The 18,269-nt window shown below is 71.7% G+C and carries 18 protein-coding genes and 3 tRNA genes; 14 read left to right on the forward strand and 7 right to left on the reverse strand.

Translation table 11 applies throughout. The features are described from left to right. Window positions 1-31: 31 nt before the first annotated feature. Window positions 32-508, reverse strand: coding sequence for a Rieske (2Fe-2S) protein (locus ADX84_RS05530; RefSeq protein WP_049568514.1), 477 nt, complete (start codon window positions 506-508; stop codon window positions 32-34). Window positions 509-968: 460 nt separating this feature from the next. On the opposite strand from ADX84_RS05530, the gene ADX84_RS05535 reads away from it, so the two are divergent. Next, window positions 969-1,919 (forward strand): triacylglycerol lipase, encoded by a 951-nt coding sequence (locus tag ADX84_RS05535; RefSeq protein WP_234003848.1) that lies wholly within the window; start codon window positions 969-971, stop codon window positions 1,917-1,919. Next, a complete protein-coding gene (locus ADX84_RS26575; protein ID WP_234003849.1) occupies window positions 1,846-2,148 on the forward strand; it encodes a hypothetical protein in 303 nt (100 codons plus the stop codon). Before ADX84_RS05535 ends, ADX84_RS26575 begins: the two co-directional genes overlap by 74 nt. A 65-nt stretch (window positions 2,149-2,213) precedes the next feature. Here ADX84_RS26575 and ADX84_RS05540 read toward each other — a convergent pair whose 3' ends face one another. Beyond that, a complete protein-coding gene (locus ADX84_RS05540; RefSeq protein ID WP_049568516.1) occupies window positions 2,214-3,008 on the reverse strand; it encodes a DUF3152 domain-containing protein in 795 nt (264 codons plus the stop codon). Between the two features lie 412 nt (window positions 3,009-3,420). Between ADX84_RS05540 and ADX84_RS05545 the strand changes: the two genes are divergently transcribed. The 6 genes from ADX84_RS05545 (at window position 3,421) to ADX84_RS05570 (ending at window position 7,460) form a co-directional block, all read left to right on the forward strand. Then, window positions 3,421-4,221, forward strand: coding sequence for a fumarylacetoacetate hydrolase family protein (locus ADX84_RS05545; protein WP_049568519.1), 801 nt, complete (start codon window positions 3,421-3,423; stop codon window positions 4,219-4,221). Window positions 4,222-4,326: 105 nt separating this feature from the next. Next, window positions 4,327-5,391: a GDSL-type esterase/lipase family protein gene (locus ADX84_RS05550; RefSeq protein WP_049568522.1), complete on the forward strand. Its 1,065-nt coding sequence runs from the start codon at window positions 4,327-4,329 to the stop codon at window positions 5,389-5,391. An 88-nt stretch (window positions 5,392-5,479) separates the two neighbouring features. Further along, on the forward strand, window positions 5,480-6,928 hold the full coding sequence (gltX, locus tag ADX84_RS05555) for a glutamate--tRNA ligase (protein WP_082206306.1): 1,449 nt from the start codon (window positions 5,480-5,482) through the stop codon (window positions 6,926-6,928). Between the two features lie 132 nt (window positions 6,929-7,060). Then, window positions 7,061-7,132, forward strand: a tRNA-Gln gene (locus ADX84_RS05560). Window positions 7,133-7,183: 51 nt separating this feature from the next. Next, window positions 7,184-7,259: transfer RNA gene (locus ADX84_RS05565), tRNA-Glu, on the forward strand. 125 nt (window positions 7,260-7,384) lie between these two features. Continuing rightward, window positions 7,385-7,460 (forward strand) — tRNA-Glu (locus ADX84_RS05570). 159 nt (window positions 7,461-7,619) lie between these two features. Here the strand turns inward: ADX84_RS05570 and ADX84_RS05575 are convergent. The 4 genes from ADX84_RS05575 to ADX84_RS05585 form a co-directional block, all read right to left on the reverse strand. Beyond that, window positions 7,620-8,222, reverse strand: a complete 603-nt coding sequence (locus ADX84_RS05575) for a TetR/AcrR family transcriptional regulator (protein ID WP_049568527.1) — start codon at window positions 8,220-8,222, stop codon at window positions 7,620-7,622. Between the two features lie 173 nt (window positions 8,223-8,395). Then, complete coding sequence (locus ADX84_RS26950) at window positions 8,396-8,524, reverse strand: hypothetical protein (RefSeq protein ID WP_255352552.1); 129 nt, start codon at window positions 8,522-8,524, stop codon at window positions 8,396-8,398. 10 nt (window positions 8,525-8,534) lie between these two features. After that, window positions 8,535-10,328 (reverse strand): SDR family oxidoreductase, encoded by a 1,794-nt coding sequence (locus tag ADX84_RS05580; protein ID WP_234003850.1) that lies wholly within the window; start codon window positions 10,326-10,328, stop codon window positions 8,535-8,537. Between the two features lie 268 nt (window positions 10,329-10,596). Continuing rightward, the gene (locus tag ADX84_RS05585) at window positions 10,597-11,283 is read right to left on the reverse strand and encodes an IclR family transcriptional regulator (RefSeq protein WP_017545921.1); all 687 of its coding nucleotides are present in this window, start codon (window positions 11,281-11,283) and stop codon (window positions 10,597-10,599) included. Window positions 11,284-11,462: 179 nt separating this feature from the next. Between ADX84_RS05585 and leuC the strand changes: the two genes are divergently transcribed. The 3 genes from leuC (at window position 11,463) to ADX84_RS05600 (ending at window position 14,125) form a co-directional block, all read left to right on the forward strand. After that, on the forward strand, window positions 11,463-12,869 hold the full coding sequence (leuC, locus tag ADX84_RS05590) for a 3-isopropylmalate dehydratase large subunit (RefSeq protein ID WP_049568531.1): 1,407 nt from the start codon (window positions 11,463-11,465) through the stop codon (window positions 12,867-12,869). Between the two features lie 28 nt (window positions 12,870-12,897). Next, window positions 12,898-13,494, forward strand: a complete 597-nt coding sequence (gene leuD / locus ADX84_RS05595) for a 3-isopropylmalate dehydratase small subunit (protein ID WP_049568534.1) — start codon at window positions 12,898-12,900, stop codon at window positions 13,492-13,494. A gap of 349 nt (window positions 13,495-13,843) precedes the next feature. Then, entirely contained in the window at window positions 13,844-14,125 is a 282-nt protein-coding gene (locus tag ADX84_RS05600; RefSeq protein ID WP_014910144.1) for an HU family DNA-binding protein, read from the forward strand. Between the two features lie 45 nt (window positions 14,126-14,170). On the opposite strand, the gene cofC is transcribed toward ADX84_RS05600, so the two are convergent. After that, window positions 14,171-14,878 carry a 2-phospho-L-lactate guanylyltransferase gene (cofC, locus tag ADX84_RS05605; protein WP_049568537.1) on the reverse strand — a complete coding sequence of 236 codons (708 nt, stop codon included), beginning with the start codon at window positions 14,876-14,878 and terminating at the stop codon, window positions 14,171-14,173. A 238-nt stretch (window positions 14,879-15,116) separates the two neighbouring features. On the opposite strand from cofC, the gene ADX84_RS05610 reads away from it, so the two are divergent. The 3 genes from ADX84_RS05610 to ADX84_RS05620 are packed head-to-tail and all read left to right on the forward strand — an operon-like array spanning window position 15,117 to window position 18,231. After that, entirely contained in the window at window positions 15,117-15,941 is an 825-nt protein-coding gene (locus tag ADX84_RS05610; protein ID WP_049568541.1) for a 1-acyl-sn-glycerol-3-phosphate acyltransferase, read from the forward strand. After that, window positions 15,938-17,002 (forward strand): NAD(P)H-dependent glycerol-3-phosphate dehydrogenase, encoded by a 1,065-nt coding sequence (locus ADX84_RS05615; RefSeq protein WP_199776480.1) that lies wholly within the window; start codon window positions 15,938-15,940, stop codon window positions 17,000-17,002. Before ADX84_RS05610 ends, ADX84_RS05615 begins: the two co-directional genes overlap by 4 nt. Window positions 17,003-17,013: 11 nt before the next feature. After that, a complete protein-coding gene (locus tag ADX84_RS05620) occupies window positions 17,014-18,231 on the forward strand; it encodes a PLP-dependent aspartate aminotransferase family protein (RefSeq protein WP_049568544.1) in 1,218 nt (405 codons plus the stop codon). Window positions 18,232-18,269: the final 38 nt, after the last annotated feature.

The raw sequence follows: 18,269 nt of genomic DNA on the forward strand, positions 1-18,269 counted from the left end.
TGCCACCACCGCGGCCCCCGCCGTTCCCGGCTCAGGCCAGCAGGATGGAGTCCCCGTCGACCCTGATCCGGACCTCCTCCAGCGGGCTCTGGGCCGGACCCTCGGTCGGGGAGCCGTCCTCGATGGAGAAGCGGCTGCCGTGGCAGGGGCACTGGATCTGCCCGTCGACGACCTGGTCGACCGGGCAACCCTCGTGCGTGCAGGCGGTGGAGAACGCGCGGAAGGTGCCCTCCTCGGGCTGGGTCACGACCACCTCGTGTTCGCTGAGGATGGCGCCCTCGCCCACGGGGATCTCGTCGGTGGTGGCGATCGGGGCGTCGAGGCCGTCCTGGTCCGTGTCGTCCGGACCCTGTTCGTCGTAGCCGCCGCCACCCCCGCCGCCGCCCTCGCCCCCCCCACAGGCGGTCACCACCCCGACGACGGCGCCACCGCCCGCGACCCCGAACACGGAGCGTCTGGTCACCTCGGGCAGGACGGTCTCGGGACGGGCTGCGCGGCAGTCACACATACGGCCTCACTCTCTCGCCCGACGCGGCGCGGGCGGACCCCGCACGGGGCGCGGGCCCCCTCGCGGGCGACGAACGGCCCCGGTCGGTGGGGCCACCCCCATCGAACACGGTGCGGGCCCTCCGTGTCCGGGAAATCCGCCGAGTGTCCCGGTGCCGATCGACGCGTGGCGCGGTGGCGGGCCGATCGTCGGCCCGCACACGCGGCGCCACCGCAATCCCGGTTCCGACCAGGCCGGTACCGCGTCCGCAGAACGGCTGAAGCGGGGGCGAAGCGGACCACATCGGGGTCGTTCGGGGGCCACCCGGTTCCGGAGGGCGATCGGCTGGACAGGATGCGGTTGCCCGCGTTACCGAGCATCCGCCCCCCGTAGAAACTGCGGAAGGCCCTCCCGGACCCCTGGAGGGCCGGTGCGCGGGCGACCCTCAGGCGTTCGCGCCTCCTCACCGAAAGCGGCCGTGATGACCGACCAGCAACAGCCCGTCGTGGAACCCTTCGGTTTCCTCGCTCCGACCCCGCCCGCCCTTGAGCCGGCGCCCACCCCGGACGACACCTGGGAAATCCCGGGAGGCACGGCCTGGGTGTACCTGAGCGACCCCGGCGCGGGCCTGCGCCGACCGGTGATCCTCTCCGACGGCTTCGAGAGCGGCCCCAGTGACCTCGACCGCCTCTGGGGCGGTCTGGAGCGCGGGGACTACGCCTTCATCACCGAACTGCGCCGACGCGGCCACGACCTGGTCCTGGTCGGCTACGACGACCGCAGCGCGTCGATCCTGCGCAACGCGGAGACCGTCACCCAGGTCGTCTTCCGCGCCATCGGCGAGCGGAGGGGCGACGCCCCGCTCGCCGTCGGCGGCTTCAGCATGGGTGGGCTGGTGACCCGGTACGCGCTGGCCAAGATGGAGTCGGACGGCATCGACCACCAGACCGCGCTCTACCTGTCGTTCGACAGCCCGCACCGCGGGGCGTGGGTGCCGGTCGGGCTCCAGGCGTTCGCGCACTTCCTCAAGGCCACCCCCGCGCTGTCCCGGCAGATCAACAGCGCCGCCGCCCGGCAGTTGCTGTGGCGCCACGTCGAGAGCGTCGACGCCGAACCGGTCGAGGACGCCCTGCGCACCGAGCCTGGCAGAGCTGGCGAGGGTCGGTTCGTGGCCGCAGCGCCCGCGCAGGATCGGTGTGGCCAACGGCACCGGGAACGGCGTGGGTCCCGGTGTGCCGCCCGACGAGGACGCCGTCACGGTCAGCGGAGGCTGGTTCTCGGGGACGGTCCTGCGTACCCAGGCCGCAGGGGACAAGCGACTCGTCGCCCGGCTCAAGGGCCTGCTGTCCGAGGCGGAGGTGCGCACCACGGGCATCCCCGCGCTCGACGGGGCGCCGGGCGGCACCCTGGAGACCTTCGGGATCGCCGGTGACCGCCTCAAACTCACCGGGAGCACGGACATCGCCGTCCGTTCGGTCTGCTTCGTCCCCTCGGTCAGCGCGGTCGCCATCGCGGACCTGGACGATCCGTACACGGAGGTCGACGCGCTCGACCCCTACACGAGCGAACTCGACGAGTTCAAGCTGGCGCAGACCAACGAACCGCACTCGCACATGAGCGAGGCCCTGGGTTCGTGGATCCTGGACCGCCTGCCCCAGTAGGACGCCGTGAGGTCAGGGTCCCGGTCGGCACTCGTGTGACGAAGGCGTCCGGCCGGGGCACCTGGCTAGGGGTACACCCACCCGTTGGCCTCGCAGCCCTGGAGGCCCAGTGTCTGCTGCTGCATGACCGGGGCGGGCTCCCCCTCCCCGGGGCAGTCCACGTGTCCGTGGCCCAGGGTGTGGCCCACCTCGTGGTTGATCAGGTAGATCCGGTAGGTCTCCAGGTCGTCGTCGAAGTCGTCGACGCCGGACACCCAGCGGTTCTGGTTGATGATGGCGCGGTTGCCGTTGGCGCAGGACACGTACCCGTTGGTGTTCAGCGGCGCGCACATGCGGTCGACCGTGTCCGGCGCGGCCAACAGCACCCGGATGTCCGCGTCGTCGCCGTCCACCCGCTGGAGGGACCGGTCACCGTCATTGCCCCAGCTGCGGGGGTCGCCGAGGATCTCCTCGACGGCCTCCACGAAGTCCGCGTTCCGGCCGGGCAGGCCCTTCTCCACCTCCACGGCGAAGGTGGTGAGCGGGCCGTCGCCCATGACGTCGCCCTCGCCCTTCATCACCTTGACGTCCCCGTCCGCGGTGTCGACCTCCTCCACCACCGAGCGCAGCAGGAGCGGGAGGTCGTCCTCGTCGGTCGGCGACGCGCTGGGGGAGGCGTCCGTCCCGCCGGAGGTGGTCCCGGCCGCGGAGTCCTCGGAGCCGGGGTGGTCGCGGGTGCTGTCGTCGGGCACCCCGTCGCCCACGGGGCCGGTCGCGGAGGTCTCCTCGGGGGAGCCGAGGTCCGAGCCGGGCTCGGGCACGCTGACCATCAGCACGGCGGACGCACCCGAGACCAGGCACAGGCCGAGGGCCAGTCCCATGGGGTATCGGCGGCGTCGGCGGTGCTTGGCTCGGGGAGCGGAAGCGGGCACGAGGCTCAACCTCTCGACAGTGGACGGTGGTACCGCCGGGACTCCGGCGGGGCGAGGTGCGGACCGCCACGCGCACTGGTGGTATCGCCGACCTCCGGGACGACGGTTCCCGGGGTTCGGACAACGCATCCAGCATGCCAGAGTTCGTCCCCACAGAGGGCCAGGCGCCGTGCCGGGAAGGGTGGGTGTGTCACGCCTTCGGACCTTTGTCGGCGCCGCATCGTGAACAACTCGTCACTCTGGGTGCGCAGGTGAGGTCGACGCCGAGCCCGCACACCCGGACGTACCGGGCACGGTCGCGCCGGGCGCCGCTACGCTGCAAGCGGCAAGAACGAGCAACAGGGCTGCTGGGAGGCATCAGGTGCGTATCGCACGGTTCGCGGCCGGTGACGAGGTCGGGTTCGGCCTGGTCGAGACGGACACGGACAGCGGAGAGGAGTTCGTCGCCCGGCTGACGGGGCATCCGCTGCTGGGGGACATCAAGCTGACGGGTGAGCGGGCGAGGCTCTCCGACGTGCGCCTGCTGTCGCCGGTCCTGCCCACCAAGGTGGTGTGCATCGGCAAGAACTACGCCGACCACGTCGCGGAGATGAAGGAGGTCACGGGGGAGTCCACCGACGAACCGGTGGTCTTCCTGAAGCCGTCCACGGCCGTCACCGGGCCGTACGACCCTGTGTTCTACCCCTCGGTCTCGGAGTGGGTCAGCTATGAGGGTGAGCTGGCCATCGTCATCTCGCGGCCCTGCCGGGAGGTGCCGCGTGAGCGCGCCAAGGACGTCATCTTCGGGTACACGGTGGCCAACGACGTCACCGCCCGCGACCTCCAGAAGACCGACAAGCAGTGGACGCGGGCCAAGGGCTTCGACTCCTTCTGCCCGATCGGGCCGTGGATCACCACCGGCCTGAGCATCGAGGAGGCGGAGGACCTCGCGGTCACCACGACCGTGGACGGAGAGGTCCGCCAGGATGGACGGACGTCACAGTTCATCCACGACATCGCGGGCATCATCTCCTACGTCACCTCCTTCATGACGCTGCTCCCGGGCGACGTCGTCCTGACCGGAACTCCCGCGGGGGTGGGACCGGTCGAGGTCGGCCAGGAGGTCTCCGTCACCGTGGAGCGCCTGGGAACCATCACCAACAGGGTGGTCACCCGGGACTGAGCCCCGGGGGCGGACCCCGTCCCGACGCACCCGTGCGCGGGGGTCCGCCCCCGCGCACGGGCCCCGGCGGCGCACGCCGACCCACCGAGCGGAAGGTCCGAACCCATGGCACCCCGACTGGCACCACGACCCGGTCTCGGACGTCCCGCGAAGCTCGCGGGGGTCCTCACCCTGCTCCTGGCACTGGTGGGCTCCGGCCTGTGGCTGGCCACCCGGTTCGCTCCGGGGGACCCCGACCCCACCGACGACCGCGACCCGGGGGCGTGGATGGAGGAGCGGTCGCGGGTGCGCGTGATGCTCGCCGGGGACTCCATGACCCACGGCGCAGGCGGGGACCGGACCTGGCGCTTCCACCTGTGGAACCACCTCGACCCGCACGTGGAGAACCTGGACTTCGTCGGCCCGTACTCGGATCCCGCCACACCGGAGCAGATCATCCCGCCGGAGCTCTTCGGCGGTAACGAGGACGCCGAGCGGGACGCCCAAGGGGAGGACGAACCCGGTGGTGGGCAGGGGGGCCTCCTCGGAAGCCCCGAGGAGCGGCGGGCGGACCGTCCGGTCGAGGGCCCGGCACCCTCGGAGGGCCTCGACCCCTCCGAGTTCCCGGACTTCCCGGACCCCTCCGACGCCCCGGACGGCCGCACCTACCGCGACCCCGACTTCGACCAGGACCACAACGCCCGCTGGGGGCGCACCCTGGCCGACGCCCTCACCACCATCGGGGTCGACGTCGCCACCCACCAGCCGGACGTGCTCTGCGTTCTGATCGGCATCAACGACCTGCTCCACCCGATCACCGCCGAGGAGATGGAGCAGCGGCTGCGCGCCTACGTCCAGGCGGCCCGCGAGTCCAACCCCCGGATCCGCGTCCTGTTCGCCGAGGCGCCGCCGATCACGCTGGCCGAGAAGGACCAGGGCTTCGCCCTGCGCGTGTACGTCTACAACGAACTGGTCCGCTCCGTGGCCGCCGACATGGCCACAGAGGAGTCCCCGGTGGCCAGCTTCGACCTCGCGGGGGCCGAGGCCTGGGACCCCCACACCGACACCTACGACGGCACCCACCCCAACGACGGCGGTGAGATGAAGATCGCCGCCGGTTTCGCCGACGCCCTCTCCCGCGAGTTCGGCCTGGGCCCGGCCCACGCCCGCCCGCTGCCGATCCACCCCTGAACCCGCCCCAGGGCCGGGGTGTTCCGGGCCCGGCCCCCTCTCCGAGACTTCCCACAGGTCATCCCGGGCCACCGATATCCTCGGAACCGTGACTGAGACTCCGATTCGTACCCGCTTCGCCCCGTCCCCCACGGGCATGTTCCACGTCGGCGGCGCGCGCTCCGCCCTGTTCAACTGGGCGCTGGCCCAGCAGCAGCCGGAGGGCCGCATGGTCCTGCGCATCGAGGACACCGACGCCGCCCGCAACCGTCCCGAGTGGACCGACGGCATCATCCGCGCGATGTCCTGGATCGGCATCGACGCGAGCGACCCGCACTTCGAGGGGCCCTACTTCCAGTCGGCCTACGTCGAGAAACACCGCGAGACCGCGCAGGAGCTGTACCGCTCCGGCCGCGCCTACTACTGCGACTGCACCCGCGAACAGGTGCAGGAACGCCGCGACAACCCGAACCTGGGCTACGACGGCTTCTGCCGCGACCGCGGCCTGGAGCCGGGCCCGGGCCGGGCGCTGCGCTTCCGCGTTCCCGAGGGCGGCCCCACGGTCGTGCGCGACCAGATCCGCGGCGACGTGGAGTTCGACCACGCCGCCATCGAGGACTTCGTGATCGCCCGCGCCGACGGCTCCCCGCTGTTCGTGCTCGCCAACGTGCTCGACGACGTCGAGATGCGGATCACACACGTCATCCGCGGTGAGGAGCACCTGTCCAACACCCCCAAGCAGCAGCTGCTGTGGGAGGCGCTGGACCTCACCCCGCCCGTGTGGGCGCACCTGCCCGTCATCGTCAACGAGCAGCGCAAGAAGCTGTCCAAGCGCCGCGACAAGGTCGCCCTGGAGTCCTACCAGGAGGAGGGCTACCTGGCGGAGGCGATGGTCAACTACCTGATGCTGCTGGGCTGGGCGCCGGGTGAGGACCGCGAGATCATGCCGTGGTCGGAGATGATGCCGCTCTTCCGCGTCCAGGACGTCAACAGCTCCAGCGCGTTCTTCGACGAGAAGAAGCTGCGCGCGTTCAACGGCGAGTACATCCGCGCGCTGAGCGTCGAGGAGTTCGCCGAGCGCTGCCAGCCCTGGCTCACCGGCGAGGGCACCCCCTGGGACGCGGCCGACTACGACCCCGAGGTCTTCGCCGCCGTGGCTCCGCTGGCCCAGAGCCGCGTGGCCGTGCTCAGCGAGATCGTCCCCAACGTGGACTTCCTGTTCCTGAAGGAGCCCGCCGAGGACGAGAAGAGCTGGAGGAAGGCGATGAAGCCGGGCGTCGGCAAGGAGATGGTGGAGGCCGCGCTGGCGCGCTACGCCGACCCCGGGCTGGAGTGGACGGCCGACGCCCTCAAGACCGCCACCGAGGAGACCGGGGCGACGCTCGGCCTGAAGCTCGGCAAGGCCCAGGCCCCGGTGCGCGTGGCCGTCACGGGACGGACGGTGGGCCTGCCGCTGTTCGAGTCCCTTGAACTGCTGGGCCGCGAGCGGGTCCAGTCGCGCCTCGAGACGGCGCTGGAGCGCCTGCGCGCCGAGGAGAAGGACACCGTCGACAACTGATCGGCACGGGGTGGCCGGGGACACCGCCGGCCGCCCCGTATTCGGTTCGCGAGCACTCCGAATGTCCGCTAGAGTTGAACACGTCGCCGAGGGGGACAGGGAAGCGAAAGCTACCGGGTCCTCCCAAAGCATTGGCCTATGGTGTAATCGGCAGCACGACTGATTCTGGTTCAGTTAGTCTAGGTTCGAGTCCTGGTAGGCCAGCGCAGGACCACGGTCATCCGTGGTCGGCACGGGTCTTATGACCCAAGGTGCGCCCCCGTCGTCTAGTGGCCTAGGACGCCGCCCTCTCAAGGCGGTAACGGCGGTTCGAATCCGCTCGGGGGTACCAACGGCAGGAACTCTCCACCTGGTGGAGCGCTTCCTGTTGGGCCGGTGCTTGTCACCGGTGTCCGGTTCGCGTGGGTATCGTATCCTTACGGTTCATGCGGACCAGCGGTCATCGCGATCGCGTAGGCCCCCGTCGTCTAGTGGCCTAGGACGCCGCCCTCTCAAGGCGGTAACGGCGGTTCGAATCCGCTCGGGGGTACCACGGAGAAGGCTCCATCCACTGGATGGGGCCTTCCGTCGTTTCCGCGGGTGTCGCCCCGGTGGTCACGCGCGCGTCGGCGGTGGGATCGGCGGCCGAACAGCCGAACGACACCGTCACCGTTCCTGGGATCGCAGAGCTGGGCGGGTGCCGGGCGGAGGCTCAGCCGGTGTGGGCCGCGAGGAACTCCCGTTCCTCCTGGGGACCGCCCGCGGTGAGCAGCATGGCCGTCAGCTGGTCGAGGAGCCAGTCCGCGAGCTCGTCACGGGTCATCTGCCGCTCCCGCAGCCAGGACATCACCGCGGTCTCCACCGCGGACACCCAGCAGCGCAGGGCCAGCAGCAGCCGGGGCGAGGGCTCGGTGACGCCGACCCGTTCCAGGATCAGGGTCCGCACCCCGTCCCGGACCTGCTCGATCTGGGCCTCGGTCTCCTCCGTGGAGATCACCGAACCCCCGTTGAGCAGGGCGGCGTAGGACGGGGCGTAGGAGTCCGCGAAGTCGACGAAGGTGCGCAGGGCCACCCGCAGCTGCTCGGCCGGAGGAAGGTCGTCGGGCGGGGCCAGCCGAGACATGAGCTCGGAGATGGCCTGTTCGAGCGCGGCCCGGCGCAGCTCGGCCATGTTGGGGAAGTAGCGGTAGACCAGGGCCCGGGAGACGTCCGCCGCCTCGGCGACCTCCTCGGGGGTGACGTCGCCGGGCGGGCGCCGCGCGAACACGCGCAGCGCCGTCCGGATCAGGTCCGCCCGGCGTTCGTGCGGCGCCATGCGGCGTGGCCGCCGCCCGGTACCCGGTCCGTCGACCGGGACCGCCGGACCCGTCACCCGCGCCTGGTGACGGCCGGCCCTGTGGGACACCACCGCTGTCGTCACCTCCCGCGCCCTCGGGCCCCTCCCCGTCGTCGGGGCACCCTTCCGAAAATACCGCTCCTCGGAACCGCTCACAGGTCCAGCACGAGCCGGTCCGGCTCGTCCACGCCGGACTCTGCGGGTGTGGTGGGTACGAGGGCGTCGTCACCGCTCATGGTCGGCCTCCGTGACGGGTCGGGGGTCGGAGAGAGGACTGGCATGGGGGACGGCTCAGATCGGCGGGGCCACACGGGCGTACCCGCGGACGGCGGCCGGGGCGATCCGGGACAGGGCCAGCCCGATGTGCGCCTCGCTGGTGACCGGGACGATCTCGGGGTCGGACTCGACGGCGTCGGCGATCCTCCGGGCAGCCCTCTGCGGGGTGTAGCCGCGCAGCCGGTACAGCCGGTTGAGCCGGTCCTTGGTGCGGGAGACCTCGCCGAGGCCGGACACACGGGCGCTGGAGACGATCCCGGTGTCGATCAGGCCCGGGCAGACCGCGGTGACGGACACCCCCCGGCCCGAGAGTTCGCCGCGCAGGGAGCGGCTGAGCGCCAGGACCGCGGCCTTGGTGGCCGAGTAGGCGCCGTACAGGCGTGAGGGCAGGTAGGAGGCAGCGGAGGCCGTGTTGACGATCCGGCCGCCGCCCCCGCCCTCCACCATCATGGGGGCGAAGGCGCGGACCCCGTTGATCACGCCCCACAGGTTGACGTCCACGACCCGTTCGAGGTCCTCGCTGGTCGCCTCCAGGAAGGGGCCGGCCACGCCGATCCCGGCGTTGTTCACGACCATGTCGGGCACCCCGTACTCCTCGCGCACCCACGAGGCGAGTGCGTCCATGGCGGCGGCGTCGGTGACGTCCACGCGCCGGGCGCCGGAGCCGGGAGTGACCACGGAGCAGAGCGCGGCGGTCCGCTCGGCGGCGGGCCCGTCGACGTCGACGGCGACGATCCGCGCGCCGCGTTCGGCCAGCTCGAAGGCGAGACAGCGTCCGATACCGCTGCCCGCCCCGGTGATCACGGCGATCTGCCCGGCGAACGCCCCGCTGTGGCGGCGGGCCTTCCGGGTGGTGCGGTCGCGGACCGGCCGCGGTGCCCCGGACTCGATCTCCGCCACGAACGCGCGGACGCGGCGGGCCACGGGCGCGGGGCGGGAGCGCAGCGACCAGTGTCCGCCGTGGAAGCGGTGGAAGCGGAAGTCGTCCGCCCAACGCCCGGCGTTGGACTGGACCTGGTCGACCATGAACGCGTCGTGAGTGGGGGCCAGCGCCTGCACCGGCACGCTGGTGCGGCGCTCGGAGGGCCGGGTGAAGCGGCGGAGCATGTTGGCGCGGTACAGGGACAACCCGTTGAGGTAGTCGCGGGTGGAGCGCCGGGCGGGCACGCGGGGGCCGCCGCCGACGCGTTCCAGAGCGGCCAGGGCCAGGCCGCCGATCCCGCTGAGCCAGGCGGCCTCGGGCAGTCCGGGTGTGCTGAAGAACCCGATGTAGCTGGAGCGGACGGCCTGGCGCAGCACGGTCCGGACCCCGTCGGGGGCCTTCCGGAGCCAGTGGCCCGCGTGGTCGAGGTCGGGGCCGGAGATCGACGTGAAGGACGCGAAGCGGTGTGCGTGGGCGGGCTCGGTGACGGCGTGCCAGGTCTGGATGGAGCCCCAGTCGTGGGCGAGCAGGTGGACGGGGCTCTCGGGGCTGACGGCGTCGACGACGGTGCGCAGGTCGTCGGCGAGCTGGCCCAGAAGGTAGCCGGATCGGTCGTCGGGGGCGGTGGAGCGCCCGGCGCCCCTGACGTCGTAGGTGACGACGTGGTGGTCCACGGCGAGGTCGGCCACGAGGGCGTCCCAGACGGTGGCGTTGTCGGGGTAGCCGTGGACCAGCACGAGGGTGGGTCCGGCCGGGTCCCCTGCGGAGTAGACGGCCAGGCGCTGGCCGTCGGTGGCGGTGACGTGGTGGGCGAGCCGTCGCGGTTCATGGAAGGCGTCGAGCCGGGCTAGGGAGGCTGTGTCCCCGGTCACGTTCTTGTGAGACATTCCGTCATGTTAGACAGCGTGTCAATAGGAGTCCAGGGGTGGGGCCGGTGCTGCGCTGTGTCGTGGCGCTGGCCCCACGGGGCCGCGAGACCGGCGCGGGCGCGGCGTGCGTTGCGTGGGAGGTGAGGGGGAGGGGTGGGAACGACGGCGGCCGCGCCCGCCGGGGGTCGGCGTACGCGGCCACGGTGCGTTCCTGGGGTGCGGGGGAGGGTGCCGGGCGGGGCCCGGTCCGGGATGGAGAGATGCGCGGAGGGTGTCCGGAAGGCCGTTAGTGCGAGCCCTCGTAGGTGTGCAGCGACTCGCTGATCTTCTCGGCGGCGGACACCACGGCCTGCGAGTGGATACGGCCGGGGGACCGGGTCAGGCGCTCTATGGGGCCGGAGACCGACACCGCCGCGATCACGCGACCACCGGGTCCGGACACCGGAGCGGAGACCGAGGCCACGCCCTGCTCGCGCTCGGCGACGCTCTGGGCCCAGCGGCGGCGCCGCACCTGGGCGAGGCTGGCGGCGGTGAAGCGGGCCCCCACGAGTGAGCGGCGGATGCGATCGGAGTCCTCCCAGGCCAGCAGGACCTGGGCGGCCGAACCGGCGTTCATGGGCAGTTCGCTGCCGACGGGGACGGTGTCGCGCAGGCCGCTGCTGCGTTCGGAGGCGGCCACGCACACGCGCAGGTCGCCCTGGCGGCGGTAGAGCTGGGCGCTCTCGCCGGTCAGGTCGCGCAGCTGGACCAGGACCGGTGCGGCGACGGCGAGCAGGCGGTCCTCGCCGGTGGCGATCGACAGCTCTCCCAGGCGCGGCCCGAGCACGAACCTGCCCTGGCTGTCCCTGGTGACCATGCGGTGCCGTTCCAGGGCGACGGCGAGACGGTGGGCGGTGGGGCGGGCCAGACCGGTGATCTGGACCAGCTGGGCCAGCGACGCGGGCCCCGACTCCAAAGCGTCGAGGACGGACATCGTCTTGTCCAGGACACCGACACCGCTGGATGAGCTAGAGTTGTCCATGGCTTGATATTGCCGTCTCGAAATATGGAATGCAAGTCGGCCGCACATCCGTGCGCGAGGCCAGCGGCCCTGGCGAAGCACCCCGTGACGAGGCGAGCACGAGACGCGACACACGAGAGGGGCGATCGCCCATGGCACGCACGATGGCCGAGAAGGTCTGGGAGGAGCACGTCGTCCGGCGTGCCGACGGCGAGCCGGACCTGCTCTACATCGACCTCCACCTCGTCCACGAGGTGACCAGTCCGCAGGCCTTCGAGGGTCTGCGCCTGGCGGGTCGAGGCGTGCGCCGCCCGGACCTGACCATCGCGACCGAGGACCACAACGTCCCGACGATGGACCTCCTGGCCCCCATCGCCGATCCGGTCTCCCGCAAGCAGGTCGAGACCCTGCGCAAGAACTGCTCCGACTTCGGCGTGCGCCTGCACCCCATGGGCGACATCGACCAGGGCGTCGTGCACGTGGTCGGTCCCCAGCTCGGTCTCACCCAGCCGGGTATGACCGTGGTCTGCGGCGACAGCCACACCAGCACCCACGGCGCCTTCGGTGCCCTGGCCTTCGGTATCGGCACCAGCCAGGTCGAACACGTCCTGGCCACCCAGACCCTGCCGATGCAGCCCTTCAGGACGATGGCGGTCACCGTCAACGGCACGCTCCGGCCCGGGGTGTCCGCCAAGGACATCATCCTCGCCGTGATCGCGAAGATCGGCACCGGCGGCGGTCAGGGCTACGTCATCGAGTACCGGGGCGAGGCCATCGAGGCCCTGTCCATGGAAGCGCGCATGACGGTGTGCAACATGTCCATCGAGGCGGGCGCCCGCGCCGGGATGATCGCCCCGGACCAGACCACCTTCGACTACGTCCAGGGCCGCCCGCACGCGCCCCAGGGCGCGGACTTCGACGCCGCCGTCGAGCACTGGAAGAGCCTGCGCACCGACGAGGGCGCGGAGTTCGACGCCGAGGTGGTCCTGGACGCCGACGAGCTCAGCCCGTTCGTCACCTGGGGCACCAACCCCGGTCAGGGCGTGCCGCTGGACGCCGAGGTGCCCGACCCCGCGTCCTACGAGGACCCCTCCGCGCGCGCCTCCGCCGAGAAGGCCCTGAAGTACATGGACCTCAGGGCCGGGACGCCGATGCGCGAGGTGAGCGTGGACACGGTCTTCCTCGGCTCGTGCACGAACGGCCGGATCGAGGACCTGCGCGCGGCCGCCGAGATCGTGCGCGGACGCAGGGTCGCCGACGGCGTCCGGATGCTCGTCGTGCCCGGCTCCATGCGGGTCAAGGAGCAGGCCAACGAGGAGGGCCTGGGGCAGGTCTTCCTGGACGCGGGCGCCGAGTGGCGCGAGGCGGGCTGCTCGATGTGCCTGGGTATGAACCCGGACCAGCTCAAGCCCGGTGAGCGCAGCGCCTCCACCTCCAACCGCAACTTCGAGGGGCGCCAGGGCCGGGGCGGGCGCACCCACCTCGTGTCGCCGCAGGTCGCCGCCGCCACCGCGGTGCGCGGCACCCTGTCCTCGCCCGCCGACCTGGACCCGCAGTAGTCCCCGACCCCGTCAGGAGAGTCCTCCCATGGAGAAGTTCGACGTCCACACCGGTCGGGCCGTCCCGCTGCGCGCCAGCAACGTCGACACCGACCAGATCATCCCCGCCGTCTACCTCAAGCGGGTCAGCCGCACGGGGTTCGAGGACGGCCTGTTCGCCGAGTGGCGCAAGTCCGACCCGGACTTCGTGCTCAACCGCCCCGAGTACGAGGGTGCGTCCGTCCTGGTGACCGGGCCGGACTTCGGTACCGGCTCCTCCCGTGAGCACGCCGTGTGGGCGCTCCAGGACCACGGCTTCAAGACCGTGCTGTCCTCCCGCTTCGCGGACATCTTCCGGGGCAACTCGCTCAAGGGCGGCCTGCTGACCGTCCTGCTGCCGCAGGAGGTCATCGACCGGCTGTGGGCGGCCATCGAGGCCGACCCCGCCACCGAGGTCACGGTGGACCTGGTGGCGCGTGAGGTGCGCGCCCCGGGGGCGGACGTGCGGGAGCCGTTCGAGCTCGACGACTACACCCGCTGGCGTCTGCTGGAGGGTCTGGACGACATCGCCCTGACCCTCCGACACACGGACGAGATCGGTGAGTTCGAGACCACTCGGGAGCCTTGGAAGCCCGTCACGCTCTAGTTCCGGAACGCCTCTCCGACACGGGATCGGGGGTCGCTGTGACTCAGCGCACCCCCGGTCCCGAATAATTTTACCTTTACTTGACGTGAGCGTTCGCTTACGGTCTTTGTGTCCTTAAGCGCGGCGCGTCCGGAGCCCGGAATCCGGTTATACGTAGGCTTTTGAGGCCCACAGAAGGGGGCAAAAGGGGCTGGTTCACCACCCCCTCCCCTTGCCCAACATCCGTCGCGGAGGGTGACCTCGCAGGTCGGAAGGGCCCCGACACGCCTTGCCCGTGGGCGTTTGTATTTGTGTAAGGGCCTCTGCTTCCCCTAATTTCGTGCGAGCAAGGGGGAACCGGAGGAACCTTATGAACAAGCGTGACCTGATCGACGCGATCTCCGACCGTCTCGGAGACAAGAAGACCGCGACCGAAGCGGTCAACGCTGTGCTTGAGACCATTCAGGCCACCGTGGCGTCGGGCGACAAGGTCGCCATCACGGGCTTCGGCGTTTTCGAGAAGTCCGAGCGTGCGGCTCGTACCGCCCGCAACCCCGCCACTGGCGCCACGATCAACGTCCCCGCGAGCTTCGTTCCGAAGTTCCGCGCTGGCGCTGACTTCAAGGCGCTCGTCAACGGCGACAAGAAGTAGCCTCGCCGCCGTCAGGCGGAGAGGGCGTACCCGCCCGGGTTCCCGTCAGGGGACCCGGGCGGACTGCTGTCCGGGGTGCGGACCGCCGTCCTCAGGACCGTGCCGCCGCCGGGCCGCGTCGGGGGAGACCACCGGCGCGAGGTCCAGCAGGGCGCGGGTGCGGGGGCCCACACCCATCGCGGAGGCGGCCGCCAGGTCCTCGGGGGTGTCCACGTCCCGCCGGACCGACTCCACTCCCGGGACGGACAGTTCCCGGGCCCCACCGGCCAGGTGGCGCGCGCGTGAGGCCCCTTCGAAGGCCGGGGCCAGCGGTCTGCCGGGCGCCGCGGCGAGCAGGGTGGTCCCCACACCGGGTGTGTCAGCCAGGAACGAACGTTCGTGGTCGGAGGCGGCAGCCAGGACCCGCTCCAACTCCTCCGCGCGCAGCGCGGGCAGGTCGGCGGAGAGAGCGCACACACCGAACCCCGGCAGCTTCCCGGCCGCGACCCGCGCACCGTGCTCCAGGGCGGGGTTCAGGCCCCCGCCCGGCTCACCGCCGACCACCACCGCGCCCAGCTCCGACAGCTCGGCGCGCGCACGGGGGTCCTCGGTCACCGCGAAGACCGCCGCCGTCGCCGCGCACGTCCGCGCGGCGGCCACCGTGTCGCAGGCGATCGCGAGCGCCAACTCCTCCCGCCGCTCCCCGGCGGCACGGGCCAGTCGTGTCTTGGCCATGCCGAGGTGCTTGACTGGGACGATCAGGGACCAGCGCACCCCGGCGCGCGGGGCCCCGTCGCGCTCTCCAAAGCCGGTCACGGTTCCCCCGGGACGTTGATGCGGCCACGACAGTGACGAGGGTAGGCCTTCGGGGTACGGCGCGGCGCGGGCGCCCTGGGCGTGTCCGTCCGGGCCGGAAACGGCGTAACCCGGAACTTCGGTACACGTCCTAGACTGAGTCGGTTGAGCTTCCGTGGTCCGGACCGGGCCGGGAGCGAGAAGTGAGGAGTCCCCCGTGGCCAAGCAACGAGAATCGCGATGGGTCAAGTGGGTCGTGTCCCGCATCGTCCGGTTCGTCCTGTGGTTCGTGACCAAGCCCGAGTGGAAGGGCACCGAGCACGTGCCCGCGCAGGGCGGCGTGATCATCGCCGCGAACCACCTGTCGGTGACCGACCCCCTGACGGTCGCGCACTTCCTCTACATCGGTGCCCGGCGCTGGCCGACCTTCACGATGAAGGACGGGGTCATGAAGATTCCCGTGGTCCGCTCGGTGGCCAGGAGCACCGGCCAGATCCCGATCAAGCGCGGCAGCGCCGACGCGGTCAAGGCACTGGGCGAGGCCGAGAAGGCGCTGGTCCAGGACGGCTCGTCGGTGATCTTCTACCCGGAGGGCACCTGCACCCGCGACCCCGAACTCTGGCCGATGACCGCCAGGAACGGCGTGGCCCGGCTGGCCCTGACCACCGGGGTCCCGGTCATCCCCGTCGCGCACTGGGGCGAGCAGAACATCCTTCCCTACGGTGAGAAGAAGCCGCGCCTGCTGCCCCCGCGCAAGCGCATCCAGTTCCACGCCGGTCCGGCGGTGGACCTGTCCGCCTTCCAGGACCAGCCCCTCACCGCGACCGTCCTGGACGGCGCCACCCGGGCGATCATGGCCGACATCACCGCGCTCCAGGCCGAGATCCGCGGCGAACAGCCGCCCGCCGAGCCCTTCGACTTCCGCAGGGCCCGCCAGCAGGAGGCCGAGGCCCGGCGCGCGGAGCGCGGGACCGAGGAGCCGGGGGACACCCGGGGCGCCGACGCCGACACCGACAACGGGAAGAACAGCACGGGGGCATGACCGACCAGATGAGCGCTGACAACGTGAAGGTCGCGGTTCTGGGCAGCGGGTCCTGGGGGACCACGTTCGCCAACATCGTCGCCGACGCCGCGGACCTCGCGCGCAAGAACGGCGAGGGTCCCGTGGCCGAGGTGGTCCTGTGGGGGCGCCGGGCCGAGGTCGTCGACGCGATCAACGAGTCGTCGGAGAACCCGGAGTACTTCCCCGGGATCACGCTCAACGGGGGGCTGCGCGCCACCACGGACCCGGCCGAGGCGCTGACCGGCGCCCGGGTCGTGGTGCTGGCCGTCCCCTCGCAGACCCTGCGGGAGAACCTGGCCGCCTGGCGCGAGCACATCGCCGAGGACGCCGTGGTGGTCAGCCTCATGAAGGGCGTCGAGCTCGGCACCCTCATGCGGATGAGCCAGGTCGTCGGCGAGGTCCTGGAGCTGCCCCGCGAGCGGATCGCCGTGGTGTCCGGGCCCAACCTGGCCCGCGAGATCATCGAGCGCCAGCCCGCCACCGCCGTGGTGGCGTGCCCGCACGAGGAGACGGCCGTCCTGCTCCAGGGGCTGTGCAAGTCCACGTACTTCCGCCCGTACACCAGCACCGACCTGGTGGGCGTGGAGATCGGCGGCGCCATGAAGAACGTGATCGGCCTGGCCGTCGGCGTGGCCGAGGGCATGGGGTTCGGCGACAACACCAAGGCGTCGCTGATCACCCGGGGCCTGGCCGAGACCACACGGCTGGCGGTCACCCTCGGCGCCGACGAGCACACCCTGTCCGGACTGGCCGGGATGGGTGACCTCGTGGCGACATGCTCGTCCCCGCTGTCGCGGAACCGGACCTTCGGTGAGAAACTGGGCGCGGGCAAGACCCTCGAACAGGTCATCGCCGAGACCAGGCAGACGGCCGAGGGGGTCAAGTCCTCCGAGTCGATCCTCGAACTCGGGTGGACCCACGGGGTCGACATGCCGATCACCGAGTCCGTCGTCAAGATGATGCACCACGACATGAGTCCGGCCCAGGCGCTGCTGGCGTTCATGTCACGCAGCACCAAGCCGGAACGCTACGGGGTCTGAGAGCGAGCACGATGACACACACACCCGGTCCCGGGAGCGCGGGGGAGCACACGCGGGCGGTCCGGGCCCCGGCGGCCCCGGTCCCCTCCGAGACCCCCATGCGGATGCCCGTCCACCGAGCCACCACCTACGCGTTCGACACCTCGCAGGGGTTCGCCGACGTGCTGGCCGGTACCCGCGACGGCTACTCCTACGCCCGTATCGACAGCCCCACCGTCGACGCCTTCGCGGACGCGGTCGCGGCGCTGGAGGGCGCGGGGCTCCCGGACCGGGTGCGCGGCCAGGCCTTCGCCTCCGGCATGGCGGCCATCAGCACCGTGCTGCTCGCCCTCACCGAGTCGGGCGCGCACGTGGTGGCCTCCCGCTCGATCTACGGCAACACGCACTCGCTGCTGGACCGGCTGATGCGCCGGTTCGGCGTGCGCACTGACTTCGTGGACATCACCGACCTCGACGCCGTGGACGCGGCGGTCACCCCCGAGACCCGGGTGGTGTTCACCGAGACGCTGTCCAACCCGTCCATGACCGTCTCCGACCTTCCCGGGCTGGCGAGGATCGCGCGCGCGGCGGGCGCCGCCCTGGTGGTGGACTCCACGTTCGCCTCGCCGGCGGTCTGCCGCCCCCTGGAGTTCGGCGCGGACGTCGTCGTGCACTCGGCCACCAAGTACCTGGGCGGCCACAGCGACACCACCGGCGGCGTCGCGGTGGCCGCGCCCGACCTCATCGACCGCGTCCGCTCGGCCCGGATCGACCTCGGTCCGTGCCTGGCCCCGGACGAGGCCTACCTGCTGCACCGTGGCCTGGAGACCCTGCCACTGCGGGTCGAGCGCCAGTGCGCGACCGCGGCCGCCTTCGCCGCCGCCCTGGAGGGTCACCCCCTCGTGGAGCGGGTCGACCACCCGTCGCTGCCCTCGCACCCCGGTCACGCGCTCGCGGGGAAGCTCTTCGACCAGGGCCGCCACGGCGCCGTGGTCACCGTCCACCCGCGCGGCGGCCGGGACGAGGGCATGGCCTTCGCCGACCGGCTGGAGGTGGCCACCATCGCCGCCTCCCTCGGTGGCACGCACACGCTGGCCGGGCACGTGGCCTCGACCTCGCACCGGAACATGAGCGCGGCCGAGCTGGCCGCCGCCGGTGTCTCGCCGGGCGCGGTGCGGTTCTCCATCGGCCTGGAGGACCCCCAGGACCTCATCGAGGACGCCCTCGCGGCGCTCGACGGGGGAAAGTGACACACGGGCGGTTTTCACCCGTACCGGATTCATCAGCA

The sequence above is a fragment of the Nocardiopsis sp. SBT366 genome (assembly GCF_001083815.1).
GTDB classification, from domain to species: Bacteria; Actinomycetota; Actinomycetes; order Streptosporangiales; family Streptosporangiaceae; genus Nocardiopsis; species Nocardiopsis prasina.